Source organism: Nitratiruptor sp. YY08-26 (genome assembly GCF_016593215.1).
Taxonomy (GTDB): domain Bacteria; phylum Campylobacterota; class Campylobacteria; order Campylobacterales; family Nitratiruptoraceae; genus Nitratiruptor; species Nitratiruptor tergarcus.
The window spans coordinates 1,655,993-1,675,152 of record NZ_AP023063.1 but is presented as its reverse complement, the minus strand read 5'-3'; the positions used below and the strand labels follow the sequence as shown (position 1 = coordinate 1,675,152).

The 19,160-nt window shown below is 37.4% G+C and carries 23 protein-coding genes; 21 read left to right on the top strand and 2 right to left on the bottom strand.

The window, feature by feature from the left end; all coding sequences use genetic code 11:
* Positions 1 to 12 precede the first annotated feature (12 nt).
* The 14 genes from JG738_RS09010 to JG738_RS08945 all read left to right on the top strand — a co-directional run bounded on the left by JG738_RS09010 (position 13) and on the right by JG738_RS08945 (position 10,511).
* On the top strand, positions 13 to 1,512 hold the full coding sequence (locus tag JG738_RS09010; RefSeq protein WP_201337577.1) for a peptide-binding protein: 1,500 nt from the start codon (positions 13 to 15) through the stop codon (positions 1,510 to 1,512).
* Entirely contained in the window at positions 1,509 to 2,162 is a 654-nt protein-coding gene (locus JG738_RS09005) for an HAD family hydrolase (protein WP_201337576.1), read from the top strand. Before JG738_RS09010 ends, JG738_RS09005 begins: the two co-directional genes overlap by 4 nt.
* 97 nt (positions 2,163 to 2,259) lie before the next feature.
* A complete protein-coding gene (locus JG738_RS09000; protein ID WP_084274727.1) occupies positions 2,260 to 2,817 on the top strand; it encodes a pyruvate flavodoxin oxidoreductase subunit gamma in 558 nt (185 codons plus the stop codon).
* A gap of 10 nt (positions 2,818 to 2,827) precedes the next feature.
* Entirely contained in the window at positions 2,828 to 3,259 is a 432-nt protein-coding gene (locus JG738_RS08995) for a 4Fe-4S dicluster-binding protein (protein WP_201337575.1), read from the top strand.
* Between the two features lie 10 nt (positions 3,260 to 3,269).
* Positions 3,270 to 4,487: a 2-oxoacid:ferredoxin oxidoreductase subunit alpha gene (locus JG738_RS08990; protein ID WP_201337574.1), complete on the top strand. Its 1,218-nt coding sequence runs from the start codon at positions 3,270 to 3,272 to the stop codon at positions 4,485 to 4,487.
* 12 nt (positions 4,488 to 4,499) lie between these two features.
* Complete coding sequence (locus JG738_RS08985; RefSeq protein ID WP_201337573.1) at positions 4,500 to 5,498, top strand: thiamine pyrophosphate-dependent enzyme; 999 nt, start codon at positions 4,500 to 4,502, stop codon at positions 5,496 to 5,498.
* 2 nt (positions 5,499 to 5,500) lie between these two features.
* The gene (locus JG738_RS08980; protein WP_201337572.1) at positions 5,501 to 5,908 is read left to right on the top strand and encodes a hypothetical protein; all 408 of its coding nucleotides are present in this window, start codon (positions 5,501 to 5,503) and stop codon (positions 5,906 to 5,908) included.
* Positions 5,909 to 5,924: 16 nt separating this feature from the next.
* Positions 5,925 to 6,476, top strand: a complete 552-nt coding sequence (luxS, locus tag JG738_RS08975) for an S-ribosylhomocysteine lyase (RefSeq protein WP_084274723.1) — start codon at positions 5,925 to 5,927, stop codon at positions 6,474 to 6,476.
* Position 6,477: 1 nt separating this feature from the next.
* Entirely contained in the window at positions 6,478 to 6,774 is a 297-nt protein-coding gene (locus tag JG738_RS08970; protein ID WP_201337571.1) for a hypothetical protein, read from the top strand.
* 9 nt (positions 6,775 to 6,783) lie between these two features.
* Positions 6,784 to 7,131 carry an arsenate reductase (glutaredoxin) gene (gene arsC, locus JG738_RS08965; RefSeq protein WP_201337570.1) on the top strand — a complete coding sequence of 116 codons (348 nt, stop codon included), beginning with the start codon at positions 6,784 to 6,786 and terminating at the stop codon, positions 7,129 to 7,131.
* On the top strand, positions 7,121 to 7,864 hold the full coding sequence (locus JG738_RS08960; RefSeq protein ID WP_201337569.1) for a tRNA (5-methylaminomethyl-2-thiouridine)(34)-methyltransferase MnmD: 744 nt from the start codon (positions 7,121 to 7,123) through the stop codon (positions 7,862 to 7,864). The genes arsC and JG738_RS08960 overlap by 11 nt, the downstream gene beginning before the upstream one ends.
* Positions 7,851 to 9,629: a GGDEF domain-containing protein gene (locus JG738_RS08955; RefSeq protein WP_201337568.1), complete on the top strand. Its 1,779-nt coding sequence runs from the start codon at positions 7,851 to 7,853 to the stop codon at positions 9,627 to 9,629. Before JG738_RS08960 ends, JG738_RS08955 begins: the two co-directional genes overlap by 14 nt.
* On the top strand, positions 9,622 to 10,206 hold the full coding sequence (amrA, locus tag JG738_RS08950; RefSeq protein ID WP_201338756.1) for an AmmeMemoRadiSam system protein A: 585 nt from the start codon (positions 9,622 to 9,624) through the stop codon (positions 10,204 to 10,206). The genes JG738_RS08955 and amrA overlap by 8 nt, the downstream gene beginning before the upstream one ends.
* On the top strand, positions 10,203 to 10,511 hold the full coding sequence (locus tag JG738_RS08945) for a cupin domain-containing protein (protein ID WP_201337567.1): 309 nt from the start codon (positions 10,203 to 10,205) through the stop codon (positions 10,509 to 10,511). Before amrA ends, JG738_RS08945 begins: the two co-directional genes overlap by 4 nt.
* On the opposite strand, the gene thpR is transcribed toward JG738_RS08945, so the two are convergent.
* Both thpR and ribE read right to left on the bottom strand, forming a co-directional pair.
* Positions 10,495 to 10,989: an RNA 2',3'-cyclic phosphodiesterase gene (gene thpR / locus JG738_RS08940; protein ID WP_201337566.1), complete on the bottom strand. Its 495-nt coding sequence runs from the start codon at positions 10,987 to 10,989 to the stop codon at positions 10,495 to 10,497. The two genes, JG738_RS08945 and thpR, sit on opposite strands and share 17 nt — an antisense overlap.
* 8 nt (positions 10,990 to 10,997) lie before the next feature.
* Positions 10,998 to 11,606 carry a riboflavin synthase gene (gene ribE, locus JG738_RS08935; RefSeq protein WP_201337565.1) on the bottom strand — a complete coding sequence of 203 codons (609 nt, stop codon included), beginning with the start codon at positions 11,604 to 11,606 and terminating at the stop codon, positions 10,998 to 11,000.
* 75 nt (positions 11,607 to 11,681) lie between these two features.
* Here ribE and mnmG point away from each other — a divergent pair, with 75 nt between their 5' ends.
* From mnmG to JG738_RS08900, 7 genes are all read left to right on the top strand, one after another.
* Entirely contained in the window at positions 11,682 to 13,553 is a 1,872-nt protein-coding gene (gene mnmG / locus JG738_RS08930) for a tRNA uridine-5-carboxymethylaminomethyl(34) synthesis enzyme MnmG (RefSeq protein WP_201337564.1), read from the top strand.
* Complete coding sequence (locus JG738_RS08925; RefSeq protein WP_201337563.1) at positions 13,550 to 14,416, top strand: hypothetical protein; 867 nt, start codon at positions 13,550 to 13,552, stop codon at positions 14,414 to 14,416. Before mnmG ends, JG738_RS08925 begins: the two co-directional genes overlap by 4 nt.
* 76 nt (positions 14,417 to 14,492) lie before the next feature.
* A complete protein-coding gene (gene petA, locus JG738_RS08920) occupies positions 14,493 to 15,014 on the top strand; it encodes a ubiquinol-cytochrome c reductase iron-sulfur subunit (protein ID WP_201337562.1) in 522 nt (173 codons plus the stop codon).
* A 9-nt stretch (positions 15,015 to 15,023) separates the two neighbouring features.
* Entirely contained in the window at positions 15,024 to 16,424 is a 1,401-nt protein-coding gene (locus tag JG738_RS08915; protein ID WP_201337561.1) for a cytochrome bc complex cytochrome b subunit, read from the top strand.
* Complete coding sequence (locus tag JG738_RS08910; protein WP_084274710.1) at positions 16,421 to 17,335, top strand: c-type cytochrome; 915 nt, start codon at positions 16,421 to 16,423, stop codon at positions 17,333 to 17,335. The genes JG738_RS08915 and JG738_RS08910 overlap by 4 nt, the downstream gene beginning before the upstream one ends.
* A 95-nt stretch (positions 17,336 to 17,430) precedes the next feature.
* Positions 17,431 to 18,399, top strand: a complete 969-nt coding sequence (moaA, locus tag JG738_RS08905) for a GTP 3',8-cyclase MoaA (protein WP_201338755.1) — start codon at positions 17,431 to 17,433, stop codon at positions 18,397 to 18,399.
* On the top strand, positions 18,399 to 19,157 hold the full coding sequence (locus JG738_RS08900; protein WP_236593246.1) for a 7-carboxy-7-deazaguanine synthase QueE: 759 nt from the start codon (positions 18,399 to 18,401) through the stop codon (positions 19,155 to 19,157). The genes moaA and JG738_RS08900 overlap by 1 nt, the downstream gene beginning before the upstream one ends.
* Positions 19,158 to 19,160: the final 3 nt, after the last annotated feature.

Here is a 19,160-nt window from a genome sequence, read left to right as displayed (position 1 = left end):
AGGGTGTTGGGAATGAGAAAAGCAGTATTTCTTCTATTTTTTTCTTTTTCACTGTTGGCATCAACACTACACCTCTCCATTGGTGCAAGCCCAAGTAGAATAAATCCTCTTCTTGCAACAGACAGTGCAAGTGCTGAGATTGCTGGATGGATCTTTAATGGGCTATTTAAATATGATAAAGATGGAAAAATAGTAGGTGATTTGGCACAAGAGTGGAGATTTCTCGATAAAAAAACATTATGGATTGCACTGCGAAAAGGTGTAAAATGGCATGATGGTAAACCTTTTAGCGCACAAGATGTTCTTTTTACTTACAAATTGGCAATTTCTCCAAAAATCTTTACTCCCTATGCAAGTGAATTTCGCTATGTCGAAAATGTAGAAGTTATTGATGATTTACATCTCATAGTCCATTACAAAAAGCCTTATTTTAAAGCATTGCAAACATGGATGATGGGAATATTACCAAAACATATTCTCCAAAATGAAAAAGATCTTATGACAAGTAGTTTTAATCAGCATCCTATAGGTACAGGTCCCTATAAACTGCAAGGCTTTGAAGTTTCAAAAGATATTGTACTTAAAGCAAATAGTGACTATTTTGAGCATGCTCCTCACATTGAAAAAATTGTGTACCATTTTTTACCCGATCCTTCAACGCAATTTTTGATGTTAAAATCTAAAAAACTTGATGTTGGTGCTCTTTCGCCTTTACAGTTAGAGCGCCAAATTGATGAGGCTTTTCGCTCCTACTATGCAATTTATGAACAACCAAGCCATAGTTATACATATCTTGGATTTAATCTTAAAAATAAAAAATTTCAAGATAAGAGAGTACGAGAGGCAATTAATTTGGCAATAGATAGAGAAGAGATGATAAATATTTTGTTCTTTTCTCATGCAAGAGTCTGTACAGGCCCTTTTATGCCTGGTACGTTTGCTTTCGATCCAGATGTCAAAGCTCCCAAACCTAATCGCATTAGAGCAAAGCAACTTTTAGCAGAAGCTGGATATAATGCAAAGCATCCATTAGAATTTGAGATTGCTACAAACTCTAATAACTCTCTCAGGATGTATGCAGCACAGATTATACAGTATCAACTAGCTAAAATCGGTGTGAAAGTAACTATTAGAGCTATGGAGTGGCAGGCCTTTTTGAATACAATCGTAACTCCACGCAAATTTGAGACTATTTTACTTGGATGGGCATTGGGGCTTACTCCTGATGCATATTCCATTTGGCATAGTAAAGAGGCAAAGCTTGGAGGTTTTAATCTCATTTCCTATAAAAATGAAGAGGTAGATAGGCTCATCAAAGAAGCAGAAATAACAATAAATTTGCAAAAACTCTCGCAAATTTATAAAAAGATTTTCCGCCTCATTGTAGCTGATATTCCCTATATCTTTTTGTATATTCCAAACTCTATTACAGTTGTCAATAAAAAGATCCAAAATATTGAGCCTTCTTTGATAGGTATAATGCATAATGAAATAGACTGGATTAAACCATGAAAAAATATACAATTCTTTTTGATTTAGATGGTACGATTATTGATTCTACACCTGCTATTTTAAGAGGTTTTTCTTATGCATTTAATAAATTTGGTTTATCGACTCCTCCTCATGAGAAGATCTTATCTCTTATTGGCCATCCTCTTGATTTTATGTTTACCCATCTTGGAATCAAAGAGGATGTAGAGAAATTTGTAGATGCATACAAAGAGCATTATAGAGTGATAGCAAAAGATTTTACAACACTCCTTCCTGGTGCAAAAGAAGCAGTGCAAGAGGCAGTACCATTTGCAAATCTTGCAGTTGTAACTACAAAAACTGGTGTTTATTCCATTGAATTATTGCAACATTTAGGATTAATGGACTGTTTTGAAGTAGTAATTAGGCGAGAAAATGTGATACATCCAAAACCGCATCCTGAACCTCTTTTGAAAGCTATGCATATATTGCAAGCCCATAAAGAGTATACTTTTATGATAGGTGATACATGTCTTGATATGGAAGCTGCCAAAGCAGCCGAGGTGCGAGGTGTTGGAGTATTATGCGGATATGGAAACAAAGAGGAGCTGCAACGCTGTGCTCATTGGCTCAAGAAAGATGCATTTGAAGCAGTCTTGTTTATAAAAAAGTTATCAAAAAGTAATAATTAAGAGTTGTTTCATCTTATTTAAGGGATAATAGGTTCTAATAGTTATTTAAGATGGAGTTGATTACAATTTAGTATCAAAATTGCAAGAGGGAGAAACAATGTTAGAAATAAGATGGCATAGTCGCGCAGGACAAGGTGCCGTGACAGGGGCAAAAGGCCTTGCAGATGTTGTTGCAAATACAGGAAAATTTGTACAAGCATTTGCTTTTTATGGTTCGGCAAAGCGTGGCGCTGCAATGACTGCGTATAATAGAGTAGATGATCAGCCTATTCTCAATCACGAAAAATTTATGAGACCAGACTATGTGCTCGTAATAGATCCAGGCCTCACATATACAGCAGATATTACTGCAAATGAGAAAGAGAGTACAAAATATATTATTACAACACACCTCTCAAAAGAGGAACTTCTAAATTCTCAACCAAAACTACAGGGAAAAGATGTTTATGTAGTTGATTGTATGCAAATTTCACTCGATACTATTGGAAGAGCAATTCCCAATGCACCAATGCTTGGGGCATTGATGAAAGTGTCTGGAATGTTTGAGCTTGACTATTTTCAAAATGCAATGAAAAAAGTTTTAGCAAAATTTCCTCAAAAGATAATTGATGCAAATATGGCTGCAATTGAGCGTGCTTACAACGAAGTGAAATAAAGGATAGATGATGGCAAAAGATCTCAAAGAAGTTAAAAGTATTGATGAGATAAAAGATTTAGGGTGGAATGAGATTATTCCTGGAGCTTCCCTTTTCTCTTTTACTGAACCAGTAGAAAATGTAGTAGAGGTGCCAGAAGAAGAGAGACCATATGCGCCTACAAATTCACATGAGTGGCAAGTGGGCGATTGGCGGGTTGAAAAACCTGTTTACAATAGGGATCTCTGTATCGATTGTCAATTTTGCTGGGTATTTTGTCCTGATATTTCGATTTTAAGTCGGGATAAAAAGATGATAGGTGTAATTTATGAGCACTGCAAAGGGTGTGGAATTTGTGTTGAGGTGTGTCCAACAAATCCGAAATCTCTATTAATGTTTCCAGAGCATATGGATAACAATGAAGCACTTAATATGTGGCCAAAAAAAGAAGAGAAGAAGTAAAGGATAGCAAATGGCAAAAAAGTATGAGCTCAATGAAATAGAAGTTTGGGATGGGAATATGGCTGCTGCGCATGCCCTTAGACAAGCGCAGGTAGATATCGTAGCAGCCTACCCAATTACTCCATCTACACCAATTGTACAAAACTACTCAAAGTTTTTAGCTGATGGATATGTAGATGGCGAATTTATTATGGTGGAATCTGAACACTCTGCTATGAGTGGCTGTGTGGCTGCAAGTGCTGCAGGAGTAAGAGCTGCAACTGCTACAAGCTCCCAAGGGTTTGCTTTGATGGTTGAAGTACTCTATCAAGCAAGTGGTATGAGGCTCCCAATCGTTTTGGCGGTAGTAAATAGGGCTCTTGCAGCCCCACTGAATGTCAACGGAGATCACTCTGATATGTATCTTGGACGAGATGCTGGATGGATCAATCTATGCTCATACAATCCACAAGAAGCATACGATTTAACATTAATGGCGTTTAAGATTGGTGAAGATCTAAATGTCCGCCTTCCAGTAATGGTACATCAAGATGGTTTTATCTGTTCTCATACTGCACAAAATGTACGACCTTTGCAAGATGAAGAGGCAGCAGAGTTTGTAGGTGAATATAAACCAGTAAATACGATGCTTGATGTTGCAAATCCTGTGACACACGGTGTGCAAACTGAAGAGGATTGGCACTTTGAGCATAAAGCGCGCCAACACCATGATCTTATAAACTCATTTGATACGATTAAAAAGGTATTTGGTGAGTTTAAAGAGAGAACTGGCAGAGAGTATGACCTTGTTTATACATACAAGATGGATGATGCTGAGGTAGCTATTTTTGCTCTTGGGACAACTGTTGAAAGTGCGAGAATTGCAGCGGATCAGATGAGAGAGAAAGGTGTTAAAGCTGGTGTTGTAAGCCTTAGAGTTCTTCGACCATTTCCTTTCAAAGAAGTGGCAGAGGCTCTCAGTAATGTTAAAGCAGTTGCAGCTATGGATAGAAGTGCTCCTGGCGGAACATTTGGTGCACTCTTTAATGAAATTAGTGCTGCACTTATGGCTCATGGAAAAGCGCCTATCATGTTGAACTATATCTATGGGCTTGGAGGGCGTGATACAACTATTAATATGCTCAAAGAAGTATATGAAGATCTTGATAAGTGTGCAAAAGCTGGTGAAGCAGTTGTACCATTGCAGCAATTTTTAGGACTTAGAGGTCCTAAGCTATCGTTTTATTAAGAGGGGGATGATATGGTAAAGAAGATTAAGAACTTAAAAGAGTTTTCACTCTCAAATGATAGATTTGAGGGTGCTAATTTAATGTGTCCTGGGTGTTCGCATAATATCATTGTACGTGAAGTACTTAATGCTACAGATGATCCTGTTATCGTTGCAACAGCAACAGGATGTTTGGAAGTATGTACTGCAGTATATCCCAAAACAAGCTGGGATGTAAGCTGGATCCATATCGGTTTTGAAAATGCAGCAGTAGCAGCAGCGACTGTGAGTGCAGCATATGAGGTAATGAAGAAAAAAGGAAAACTCCCACCTGCTACACAAAAAATGGTAGATGAGGGAAGAGAGCCAAAAGTTGTAGCTTTTGCAGGTGATGGTGGAACATATGATATCGGTTTTCAGTCTTTGAGTGGAGCTTTTGAGAGAGGACACAATTTTATGTATGTCTGCCTTGATAATGAAGTCTATGCAAATACTGGAGGACAGAGAAGTTCATCTACTCCAATTGGTGCAAGTACAACTACAAGTCCAGCTGGAAGTGTGAGCTATGGTGAGAAGATGATGAAAAAGAGTATGGTAGAGATCATGGCAGACCATGGTGCGCCATATGTTGCACAAGTAAGTCCTAGTAAATGGAAAGATTTAGTCAAAAAGGTGCAAAAAGGTTTTGAGGTCTATGGACCGGTTTATATTAATGCGCAAAGTGCATGTACAACAGAGTGGAAGCATGCTCCAGAAGATACAATTGAAGTGAGTGATCTTGGAGTGGATAGCTGTGTATGGCCACTCTATGAGATTATCAATGAGCGAGATGAGCATGGAATTATCTATAGTACAAAACTCAACATTACATATAGACCAAAAAATAAAATTCCAGTAGAAGAGTATCTTGCTGCACAGCCAAGATTTAGACACCTTTTCAAACCAGAAAATAGACACATTATTGATCTCTGGCAAAAAGCAGTTGATACACGCTGGGAGTACCTACAAAGAAGAGAAGAGGCCGGCGTATAGCAATGAGCTATATCTACTCTACTATCAAAACAAAAGTACAGGAAGAGGCAAGGATGTTCGAATGTATCTCTAGTAGATACGAACTTCCTTACTGCCTTATGCTTGTATATTGTAATGCACGTGATGATATAGCAAAGATTATCAGGTCAAATATGAGATGTGCAGATAGAGTAGTCGAAATAGATGAGTATTACAGTGCAGTACTTTTTTTTATGAATAGGCCTGATTCATTTGTTGTAGTTGGAAATAAGATTCTCTATGTTCTTGAAAAGATGTATCCACAGGCAAAAATTGCAATAGGAGTTGCTTGTAAAGAGAGATTAGACTCTGAAGATATTATTGCTAAAGCCCTCCAAAATGTTTTAGATGCGAAAAATCAATCCACAAATACTATCATGGATCATTTTTAATTTCAAAGGAAAATTTATGCCGTTATTAGAGAGTTTTCTGGTAGATCATACCAAAATGCCTGCACCTGCTGTGCGAAAAGCCAAAGAGATGGTAACACCTTGTGGTGATGCAATCACAGTGTATGATCTTCGATTTTGTCATCCAAATAAAGAGATTATGAGTGTGAAAGGAACACATACTTTAGAGCATCTTTTTGCAGGATTTATGCGTGATCATCTCAATAGTGATACAGTTGAAATTATAGATATTTCGCCAATGGGGTGTCGTACAGGATTTTATATGAGTGTTATTGGAAAGCCAAATGAACTCGATGTAGCACAAGCCTGGGAAAAGAGTATGCGAGATATTTTGGCTCTCAAAAGCATTGAAGATATACCAGAACTGAATATCTATCAGTGTGGAAGTTGCTACATGCATTCTTTAAATGAAGCACAAAAAATTGCAAAACATGTAATTGAAAAGGGTATCAATATTATGCACAATGAAGATCTTAAACTTGATCTTAGTGCAATAGATATTCATAAATGTGATGTGGATCCTCAAAGTGTAGTAGTTATCGGAGAGTAGTATGCTTGTGGTTATACCTGTAGAAAGTATCAACAATCAAGAGAGCTTAGTTTGTACAATTGCAGATGCAAAAAGTTTTGCATTTGTAAAATTAAGTGAGTCTATGCAAATAGAAAATATACAATTTAAAGAAAATTTTGCAAATGAGTTTTTTGACTATATTATTACGCCAAAAAAAGATGATGAGCTTGATGAAGCTTATGAGTTGGGAGCTCGTGCACTCTTAGCTAACAATGGGATGAGTATAGAAGATATCATTGAAGCTATGATGTTTCGTGAACTTGATGAAATTGTCTAGGAGCAAATAATGGCGCAATATATTTTGTGGCATAATCCACGATGTGCTAAAAGTAGAGAGGGTTTTAAACTGCTAGAAGGGCTTGATGTAGAGGTAAGACGCTATATAGATAATCCTCCAACATGTGAAGAGTTGCAAGATGTACTCAATAAGTTGGGAATGAAACCGAGTGAATTGGTGCGAAAAAAAGAGAAACTTTTTCGCGAGCTCAATCTCAAGGATGCGAATGAAGAGGAGATACTCAAAGCGATGTGTGAACATCCTCGCCTCATTGAGCGCCCAATTCTTATAAAAGGTGATAAAGCTATACTTGGAAGACCTCCTGAAAGGTTCAAAGAATTAATTGATGAAGTATGAGCCTCGACTTAGTGCTGATGGTACAATAACGCTTTATTCAAAAGAGTATGATGAGTGTTACCACTCGCTCCAAGATGGTGCACTGACTGAAGCACTTTTTAAACATGTAAAACCTGCATTTTCTCTTGTACAAAAACCTCACTTTCGCATTCTCGATATCTGCTTTGGCTTAGGAATTAATACTCTTACTACAATTGACTATTTTTTACATGGCTCGCATAATATCCAATCTATTGAGATCTTTTCTCCAGAACTTGATAGCCAGCTTTTAGAGCAATTAAAAGATTTTTCTTATCCAAAACCACTAAAGCACTATCGAGAGATATTATTGCAATTAATTGAAAATAAAGTTTATAAAAGCAAGAATATAAGAGTAGAGCTCTATATTGGTGATGCACGAGCATATGTGAAAAATTTACATGATATTGATATAGTGTATCAAGATGCATTTAGTCCAAAAAAAAATCCATTGCTATGGACGGTAGAGTATTTTAGTGATATAGCAAAATTATTGAGTGAAGAAGGAGTTGTGACGACATATTCGATAGCTACTCCTGTAAGGCTCGCAATGTTTGAAGTAGGATTAAATATCTATGAGCTGGAGAGAGAGGGGATTAAAAAGATAACTATCGCTAGCAAAAAAGAGCTTCCGCTTAAGAAAATTGATATGGAAATGAAGAAAAAACGCAGCACAGCCAAACCTCTTAGGGACGATATGTTTGAGAAGATATAGTATTGTTGTAGTAGTTATTATAATATTTTTTGTTCTAGCATATGAAAATCTGAAAGAGATTGAAACTTCATTTATTCAAAAATATATCTATCAAACATCTCTTGAGATAGAAAATGAGATAAAACTCAAACAATCATCTACTATGGGACTTGGCATTGCAACAAGTTACCACAAAGATATAAGAGAGTTTTTCCTTCATAATACTCCTTTAGATCTACATATATTATCACGACAGTTGCGTCAATTTACTCTTTATAAAAATATTCATTTTAAACTTTTTGATAGGAACGGAAAGGTTCTCTATGCAACATTTAAAATATCTTCTCCTCATTGTGAAAAATTGGATAAGCTAAAAAAGCCTTTGCAGACAGATATAATTATTGATTGCTATGGAATACATTTCGCCTCTTTTGTACCTATCAAGAACAGTGGCTCCTTACTTGGCTATCTTGAAGCGCAGAGCCAATTCAATTCTATTATCAAAGATCTCCAAAGATTTGGCATACTCTCTATTGTGTTATTAGATAAAAAATATTTTGATTTTGCAACAGAGATTAAAAAGGATATCCAAAAATATAAAGTAGTAGCTAAGCATCCCAATAAAGATTTTTTACAAGTACTTGCTAATGTAGATGTAAGCCATTTTATAGCATTGCAAAATCCTCTTGAAAAAGATGGCATAATCATCTTTCGCTATCCCATTAAAAATATGGAAAACAAAACTTTGGGATGGATTATATATGGCAAGAAGAAGAGCCAAATTGTTGCCAATTATGTAAGTAACTCAATAATACTACGAATAGCAATAGTGGCATTTTTGCTTACTTTAGCACTGGTGTTACTTACAATTCTTTTTGAAAGGGAGAAAAGTCGACAACAAAAGAGGCAGCTACAATATTTTTACAATATTCTCGATAAGTTACAAGAGATTGTCATTATCAATGATGGTAAAAATATGAAATATGCAAATGCAGTATTTTTTCAATATTTCAATGAGTATAAAAATTTACAAGAGTTTTTACAAGAGCACGAGTGTATCTGTGATTTTTTTGTTGAAGAGGAGGGATTTATCTCATCGGTTATGCATGGTAAGAAATGGACTGAATATCTCCTTGAGCACAAAGATCGGCCATCGTATGTCAAAATTCACTATAAAAACAGAGAGTATATTTTTCAAGTAAAAGCAAACAGGATAGATGAAAAAGATTTTGTTGTTATATTTATCGATGTTACAAATAGTTTCAAAAAACAGCAAGTTTTACAAGAACTTGCTATTAGAGATCCTTTGACGAAAGTATATAATCGCTATTTTTTTGAAAAGAGTGCAGCAGAGAAAGTCCAAGAGGTAATACTTTTGGGCAATGATTTCCTTTTTGCTATGATCGATATTGATTATTTTAAGTCAATCAATGATACTTACGGCCATGATAAGGGGGACCTTGTTCTAAGAGAGATTGCGACTATTTTAAAGCAGGAGTTAAGGAAAAGTGATTCCATTTTTCGTATAGGTGGTGAAGAGTTTTTGATTATTTTTGCAACAAATGATATTCAAAAAGTTCTTGACAAATTGGATCATATACGTCAAAAAATCGCTCAGCACTCTTTTGATGAGATTGACAAAAAGGTAACTATAAGTATTGGTGTAGCAAAATATAAAGAGGGTGAGAGTATAGAAGGTCTCTACAAGCGTACAGACAAAGCCCTTTATCAAGCAAAAAAGAGTGGGCGTAATAGATTAATTTATAGAGGAGAGAATGATGCTTGACGAAAATCTTAAAAGAACGATGCTCAATATTGCCAGAATTGCAATAAAAGAGGAGTTTTTAGGGCATAAAGAGCTCACAGATGATGTAAAGAAAAGACTCATTGCTATGTTTCCAAGACTTGCTCAGCCTGGTGCAGTCTTTGTGACTATAAATGAGCGTAGCTCACTGCGCGGATGCATAGGATCTTTGGTAGCTTACAGGCCTTTGATTGATGATTTGATTGAAAATGCAAAAGCAGCAGCTTTTGGAGATCCGCGGTTTCCACCTTTGAGCCCTGAAGAGTTTGATGCAATTACTATTGAGATTTCGCTCTTGAGTGAGCCTCAGCCACTTACATATACAGATATTGAAGATCTTCGCAAAAAAATTCGTCCACTAGTAGATGGAGTGGTGCTCAAGCTCGATGGTCGCCAGGCTACCTTTTTACCACAAGTTTGGGAGGAGTTGAGAGATTTTGATCAGTTTTTCGCACATCTTTGTATGAAAGCTGGATTGCCAGCAAACTGTCTTGAATATCATCCAGAGATTTATACATATCAAGTAGAAAAATTTAGTGAAGAGGATTTTAAAGAGTGAATATTTTTGATGGAGAGGTTTCAAAAGAGGATGAGGTCTTTACAACACTCCATAAAACAGATGCAATAGAGATTGTACGCATAATAAGCGGCGAAGTTGCAACACCTAAAGAGTTTATTGATACAAAAGATGAGTGGGTAGTACTGCTCAAAGGAAAAGCCAAACTGCAGATGCATGAGAGAATTTATGAACTTGGAGCAGGAGATTCACTCTTCATTCCTGCTAACACGTCACACTCTTTACTCTCTGTTACTCCTGGATCCCTTTGGCTAGCGGTGCACTATGATCCTAAAAGGTGTGGATAGATTTATAGATTGGCCCTTTAGGTGTAAGATGGCTTTCAATGAGATGAAGTTCTAATTCCAAAAAGCCAAGGTTTTTGTGCTCATATTTGCGTATAGTTTGGAGAAATTTTTCAAAGTTTTTCAACTCTTTTATGCGGCAAAGTGTAATATGGGGCAAAAAAGGTTTGTCATCTTCTTTTTGTAAAGCATCTAAAATTTTGTGATGAAGTTTAATAATCTCCTCATCATACGCTTTTGCGTAGAGTACTTTGGCAGGGGTTCCAAAAAAACCTATTCCTTGAATAGGTACTCTTTTATGCTCATAGGTAATTTGTTGGAGCTGTTTTTTCAGCAGCACAGGCGTTGCCACCTCTCCTAAAAAGAGATAAGTGAGATGGAGATTACGTTTTTCTACCCATTTACCTTTTAAAAAAGAGAAACTGTTTTTAATTCCTACATAATCATGTAGTTTTGCAAAAGAGGCTAAGAAAAGGCGCATGTATACTCCTAAAAGAGAGCTTGGATATGCTCAATTGTTTGCCAATCAACTGCTTTTTCTTTTTTAAACATATAATAGAGATAGCGTGCAAACATATCTGTTTCGATATTGACTCTGCGACCTATTTTATATGTAGAAAAGAGGGTGTGACGCATAGTAATTGGAATGATTGTAAGGCGAAAACTCTCTTCATACACATTATTGATGGTGAGGCTCACTCCATCAATAGCAATGCTGCCTTTTGGTATGATGAATTTGATATATTTTTTTGGAACTTTTATATGAAAATCTGTTGCGTTGGTGTGGGGGATAATTTGAGTAATAGTGCCAACACAATCGATATGTCCCTGGACAATATGTCCTTCGAGTCTATCACTAAGACGCATGGCAGGTTCTATATGGACTCTATCTTTATAGTTTTCTAGTGCTATTATGGATCTCGTCTCATCTCCAAGCTCTACAGTAAATCCATCACTATGAAGTTGTGTGACACTTAGACACGCTCCATTGATGGCAATAGAATCTCCAATTTTTGGACGATATTGAGCATGAATGCGAAGATTTTTTCCATCAAATGTTTTGACTGTGGCGATTTCTCGAATGAGACCAGTAAACATATAGTGCCTTGATTTTTGGTAGTTTCTATAGTATAAATAGTCCAACTATTATAACGCATTTTGGAGTGAAGCTGTATGAAATATGATGTGATTGTCATTGGTGGAGGGCACGCTGGGATAGAGGCTGCTCTCGCAACTGCTAAGATGGGAATGAAGACGCTCATGATAACCATTTTAGCAGAGCAAATTGGGGCTGCTAGCTGTAATCCTGCTATTGGAGGGCTTGCTAAAGGGCATCTTGTCAAAGAGATCGATGCACTTGGCGGACAGATGGGACTTACTACAGATAAAACGGGTATTCAATTTCGTATACTCAACGCCTCCAAAGGTCCTGCAGTCAGAGGCAGCAGAGCCCAAATCGATATGGATAGATACCGCATCTTTATGCGAACAATAGTACTCAATACCCCAAATTTGGAAGTAAAGCAGGAGATGGTAGAGAGGCTTCTGACTAAAGGTGACAGTGTTGTTGGGGTAGAGACAAATTTAGGGAATGTCTATCATGCAAAAAAGGTGATTGTTACTACTGGGACGTTTTTGCGTGGACTCATTCATATAGGTGAGATTCGTCAAGAAGCGGGAAGGGCTGGAGAATTTGCATCTAATGTTTTGAGTGATTCTCTCAAATCTTTAGGTCTTACAATGGGAAGACTCAAAACTGGAACTTGTGCGAGAATCGATGCAAAAACGATAGATTTTAGCAAGATGGAGATCCAGCCTGGAGATGAGAATCCAATTCCTTTTAGCTTTCGTACTCCAAGATCTACATTTAAACCAACGCAGCTTCCTTGCTATGTAACCTACACCAATGAGCGTACCCATGAGATTATTGAGTCAAATTTTCATAGAGCTCCTCTTTTTACTGGTCAAATTGAAGGTGTTGGACCTAGATATTGCCCAAGTATTGAAGATAAGATTTATAGATTTCGCGACAAAGAGCGCCACCATGTCTTTGTTGAGCCTCAAACATTAGAAGCCACAGAGTACTATATCAATGGCCTCAGTACCTCCTTGCCGCCTGATGTGCAGCTAGAGATGATTCGATCTATCAAAGGGCTAGAGCATGCACAGCCTGTACGCTATGGATATGCAATAGAGTATGATTATGTAGATCCTACTGAGCTTAGACACTCATTAGAGACAAAAAAGGTAAAAAACCTCTACCTTGCAGGGCAAATAAATGGTACCACTGGCTATGAAGAGGCTGCTGCACAGGGACTTATGGCTGGTATCAATGCAGCCCTGGCCATTAAAGGAGAAGAGCCACTTATTTTACGCAGAGATGAAGCATATATTGGTGTACTTATAGATGACTTGGTTACAAAAGGTACGAAAGAGCCGTATCGTATGTTTACGAGTCGTGCGGAGTTTCGCCTGTTGCTGCGTGAAGATAATGCAGACTTGCGCCTTATGCCCTATGGGCATAGACTTGGCCTCATTGATGAAGATACTTATGGAAAAATGATGAAAAAGCGTGAAGAGATAGAAAAAGGGATAGCCTATCTTGAAGAAAATTTTCTCACTCCTACAAAAGAGAATCTGCACTTTTTGCAAGAGATAGGGGAAGAGAAAATTACAGATAAGACTAGCCTGAAAAATATCGCTGCGCGTGCTGGATTTACGATTGAAAAGTTAGAAAAACTAGCTCCAATGATTAAAGATTTTAGTGAAGAAGCAAAAGAGCAGATTTTGATTGAAGCGAAATATCACCAATACATAAAAAAACAAAAAGAGCAGATTGCACGTATGGAGCAGCTTTTAAGTGTAAAAATTCCTGAAGATCTCGATATTGATGCTATTAGTGGATTGAGTAACGAAGTCAAAGAGAAGCTTAAAAAATTTAAGCCTCCTACTCTCTTTGCTGCTAGCGAGATTAGTGGTATTACTCCAGCAGCTATCGAGATACTCCATATCTACATCAAAATGAGAGAAAAAGGGAAGAAATGACAATCTATTTCTATGCACAAACAGATAACAGAACAGGGCTTGATAGATTACGCCGCACAGTGGCGCTACTTAAAGAGTTTAGCGAATTTGATACATATCTTATGACAACAGAGTTTCGCTCTGCAACATATGCAAAGCGTGTTTTGGGAGCAAAAAAGGCTGTAGGCATAGAGGATTTTCGTAATATTGGAACAATTTGCGAAAGAGGCGATATTATTATATACGATAGTGATGAGCACAATCCTACAATTCATCAGGAGATGATCCAATATTTTGGAAAATTCTTCCGTATCAGTTATGATCCTGATGCTTTGCCAATTGAAGGAGAGTTTCTCATCTCACCTCATAAGGTTGGTGAGCGAATTATAAATGGTGTATTGGTTGATAGAGACTATTTTGGGGAGTTTAGGAAAGAAAAAAGAGTCTTTTTTTATGGTGATAGTGACTACGAAAAAAAGATTGTATCACTAAGTGAAGACCTCAAAGAGTTTGAATTAGATCTTTTAGAAGGTTTTTACTTTTTTGTAGATATATCAGAAAAAGTGAAGAATTATTTCAAAAATATTTATGATGCTGAGGATTATCCAGAAATTTTACAGAGTGCTGCACTTTTTATTTCTCATTCAGCGCAAAGTGCACTAGAAGCTGCTGCAACTGGTGCAAAAACAATCTATTTTGGTCATGATGAAGCATATGAGAAGATTTTGCAAAGAGCAGGAGTAGTGCATATTGGAGATTTCTCGAAGATACGGTTGCAAGAAGGGATTTTGCAAAATCAGTTGCCAAAAACCGACTTTTTACGCAACTTGAGTGTCGAAAAAGTGGCAAAAGAGATTAAGTCTCTCATCAAAAGCAATTGTTAACTTAAGTATAACTTAATTTTATATTTTCTTAAATATTTTTGTATTAAAATCAATTGACCGAAAAACTACAAAAGGATTGTCTATGGCACAAAGCAGACGTGACTTCCTTGGAATGGTCTTTGGTGCATTTGCTGGAGCTGGCGGACTTGCAGCTCTCTATGCTATGAAACGTACCTGGGATCCATTGCCAAGCGTTATGGCAGCTGGTTTTACTACAGTTGACCTCTCTCCTATGAAAGAAGGAGAACTTCGCACTGTTACATGGCGAGGTAAGCCAATTTTTATCCTCAAAAAACCACCTGAAGAGAATTGTAATACTATTCCGGATGAGACAAAGAAACGTCTTGTCAAAGTGGGTGATAGTGAATATCTTGTGATGATTGGTCTTTGTACGCATCTTGGATGTATTCCAACTTGGGAGCCTGATAAAAAGACTTTTCATTGTGCATGTCACGGTGGTGAGTATGATGCGTGTGGTGTCAATACTTTTGGACCTCCTCCAAGACCTATGGATATTCCTCCATTTAAGATAGAGGGAACGAAGTTGGTGCTTGGTGAAGAGGGTCCTGAGTATAAAAAAATGGTCGGTAAAGCGTAAGGAGCGGATATGGCACATTTTACAAAAGCAAATAGCCTGCATGAGTGGCTCGACCAAAGATTGGCGATTGATAAGCTTTGGAAAGTATTGGCGGCTGAATATTGGATTCCAAAAAATATAAACTTTCTCTGGGCAATGGGTGTTGTGCTGATGACCATGTTTACAATTCTTCTCATCAGCGGTATTTTTCTTTTAATGTATTACAAGCCAGATACAAAGCTTGCATTTGATAGTGTGAATTACACTATTATGCAAGAGGTATGGTATGGATGGCTTTGGCGACATATGCATGCAGTAGCAGCTTCTGTTGTCTTTTTGGTTATCTACATTCACATGTTTACCGGTATCTACTACGCTTCATATAAGCGTGGACGTGAGATGATCTGGATCTCTGGTATGCTTTTATTTGTCACTTTCAGTGCTGAAGCATTTAGTGGATATATGCTTCCTTGGGGACAGATGAGCTACTGGGCAGCACAGGTTATTACCAATCTCTTTGGTGGAATCCCATTTATCGGTGATGATTTGGTTGTGTGGATTCGTGGTAACTTCTATGTTTCTGACCCAACACTTACACGATTTTTCATGCTGCATGTTCTTTTGATGCCACTTATCATTATGATGATCATTGGGCTTCACTTTTATACGCTAAGAATCCCTCACGTAAATAACCAAGATGGTGAAGAGATCGATTTTGACACTGAAGCAGAAAAATATAAAGCTGGACAGAAAAAAGAGGCAAAAGTTATTCCATTTTGGCCAGTTTTCTTGAGTAAAGACTTCTTTGTCCTTGGTGTCTTTATGATTTTTTACTTCTATCTTGTGTTCTATCACTACGATTTTGCAATGGATCCAATCAACTTTGATCCAGCGGATCCTATGAAGACACCCCCACATATCTATCCTGAATGGTATTTCTTGTGGAGTTATGAGGTTCTAAGAGGATTCTTCTTTAATGTTGGACCACTCAGTGCAATGGATATGGGACTTATTGCCTTTGGTATTGCAAACGTGATTTTCTTCTTCTTGCCATGGTTTGATAAGAATGATGAGGTTGCACCTGCTGCAAGAAGAGGAGGTTTTCATATCTGGTTCTGGCTCATGGTAATTGATATGATTGTCCTTACTATTTGGGGAAAACTTCCTCCAACAGGATTTAATGCATATATTGGTTATGTAGCTGCTGTTGGTTTCTTGGCACTCTTTGCTGCTTTACCAGCTGTAACAGCAAGAAAAAAAGGTCTCCTTTGGTTTGTAATTTTTATGACTTTGGCTTTATATGTTGCAGGATACTTAGAGTATACAAAAGCTCTTGGTAACGGCTTTGTTATCGTTACGCTCTTTGTAATATTCTATCTCCTATTCTTCCTCAATCCTGTGATGGTTAAAAATAGAGGGGGTGCAAGATGAGAGAGTTGAAGATTTTAGCAATCATCGTTGTTTTAGTAGGGATTACCTACTGGGGAATTGAACCGTATGCGCACTCAAAGATGCACCCTCATCATGAGCCGGCAACTTTTACTTATGGTGATCTCAAAGCATTAGCTGTACAGGGTGATGCACAAAAAGGTGCACAAGCAATTATGAATAATGGGTGTACTGGGTGTCACTCAATTAAGAGTCAAAATATTCCGGCACCTATGGATCCAGTAAGTGCAAGTGCTAGTTATGGTGTTAATCCGCCAGATCTTAGCAATATCGCTGCAGTTACAGATCATAAATTCTTGGCAAGTGTTATTAAAGATCCTGTCAAAGCATTCAAGCTTTCACACAAATTTAATGACAAAAAACCTTTTCCAATGCCTGCATTCTTTGGAAGCGAGCAAGATTTAGCAGATATTGTTGCATATCTTGTTTCAATTGCTCCAAAAGAGATCTCTCCAAAAGAGGCATATGAGGCTGCTTGTGGACGCTGCCACAACTTGCGCTATGATCACTGGACAGTGATTGGCGAGGAGCCAAAATTCAAAACTGAGGTTGAGAGAAAACAGTTTGAGCTTAAACTTGCTCAATATGAAGCAAACCTCAAAAAATATCTTGGTACTACTCCACCAGATCTCTCTATGTATATTAGAAGTAGAGGACATGAGTATATTAGAGATTTCGTAGAAGATCCACAAAAGATTCTTCATGGTACAGCGATGCCTCGTGTAGGTCTCACACAAGAGGCTACAGAAAAAGTTGTTGCATATCTTGAAAAAGTTGGAGATCGTAAAAAAGAGAAACGAAACTCTCTTGGTCCTTGGGTGCTTCTCTACTTTGTAATCTTTGCAATCCTTGCATATCTATGGAAACAAAAAATCTGGAGAGAAGTCCACTAAATAAATCGTAGGGGGCTTTGCCTCCTATAATTTTTGATTTAAACTTCATTTGCAAAAAATCTGCTACAATCTACAAAAAACTTCAAAGAGTTGCTATGCTCATCGATGGATATGGACGAAAAGTAGATTATCTGCGTATATCATTGACAGAACGATGCAATTTTCGCTGTCAATACTGCATGCCTGAAAAGCCATTTTCTTGGGTACCAAGAGAGAATCTTTTAAGTTTTGAAGATCTCTTTAAATTTGTCAAAGCTGCAATAGATGAGGGTATTACAAAAATTCGCCTCACAGGAGGAGAACCTACACTGAGGGCAGATCTTGATAAATTTATCAAGATGATTTATGACTATAAGCCAGATATCGATTTGGCAATGACAACGAATGGATATCTTCTCAAAGATATTGCAAAAGATCTCAAAGCTGCTGGGCTTAAACGCCTCAATATCTCTCTTGACTCTCTTAAGCCAGAAATTGCACGCCTCATAGCTGGCAAAGATGTCTTAGAAAATGTCTTAGCTGGCATCAATGCAGCCCTGGAAGTTGGGCTTAAAGTAAAAATTAATATGGTGCCTTTGAAAAATGTCAATGAGGATGAGATAGTTGATATTTTAGAATACTGCAAAGATAGAGGAATGCAGGTGAGGTTTATTGAATATATGGAGAATGTCCATGCACATAGCGATCTTAAAGGAATGCATGGCAAAGATATTTTAGAAAAAATAAAAGAGACGTATCAAATAGAAAAGATTGGTCGCCAAGGCAGTAGTCCAGCATTTTTATATCGACTCAAAGATGATGGGTATGTTTTTGGACTCATCGATCCACATAAACACGATTTTTGTGATAGTTGCAACCGTATTCGTCTCACAGCAGAAGGCTATCTCATCCCTTGCCTCTATTTTGATGAAGCGATGAGTATAAAAGATGCTGTGCAAGCTGGAGATATTGATAAAGCAGTAGCTATCATGCGAGAAGTACTTGCCAACAAACCAAAAGAGAATCGCTGGAGCGAAGAGGCAAGTGAAGCATCCAGCAGAGCCTTTTATGAAACGGGGGGATGATGCTCTATCTCGTTGAACACTTTTACTCAATTCAAGGTGAAGGAAAGTTTACTGGTACTCCAAGTATATTTTTTCGCTTTGGGGGATGCAACCTCAAATGCCCAAGCTTTGGAGAGTATTTTATTAAAGGGACAAAAATATTTGGCTGTGATAGTGTAAGAGCAGTCAATAGAAAACTGTTTGAAGAAGAGTGGCAAGAGATTCAAAAGAGCGAAACGCTCATTGCAATTTTACAAGAGCATCTAGAAAATCTCGATTTCAAGCCACATATAGTGCTCACTGGTGGTGAGCCGCTGCTCTATTGGAGGGATGAAGTTTTTTATGGATTTGTGGAGTATCTTATAGCGCAAGGATTTATTGTTACAATTGAGACAAACGCTACAATAGAGATAGATTTTGCAAATTTTCCAGCATATAAAGATGTGATTTTTGCTTTGGCAGTAAAGCTCTCTAATAGTGGTGAGCCTTATGAAAGGAGAGTGAATAAAAAAGCAATAGATGCAATTATAAATAATACAGCCTATAGCTTTTTTAAATTTACTCTCAATAGAGGTATTATTGAGATGCGTGCTTATGAAGAGATTGTAGATATTGTAGGAGAGTATCCAGAAGTAGAGGTCTTTTGTATGCCTCAAGGAGATCGCATAGAGATTCTTCGCAAAAATGATAAAGTAGTGGCAGAGTTTTGTATGATTTATGGATTTATTTATAGTGATAGATTGCAAGTGCGCCTTTGGAATAGAGAGAAGATGAGGTGAGTG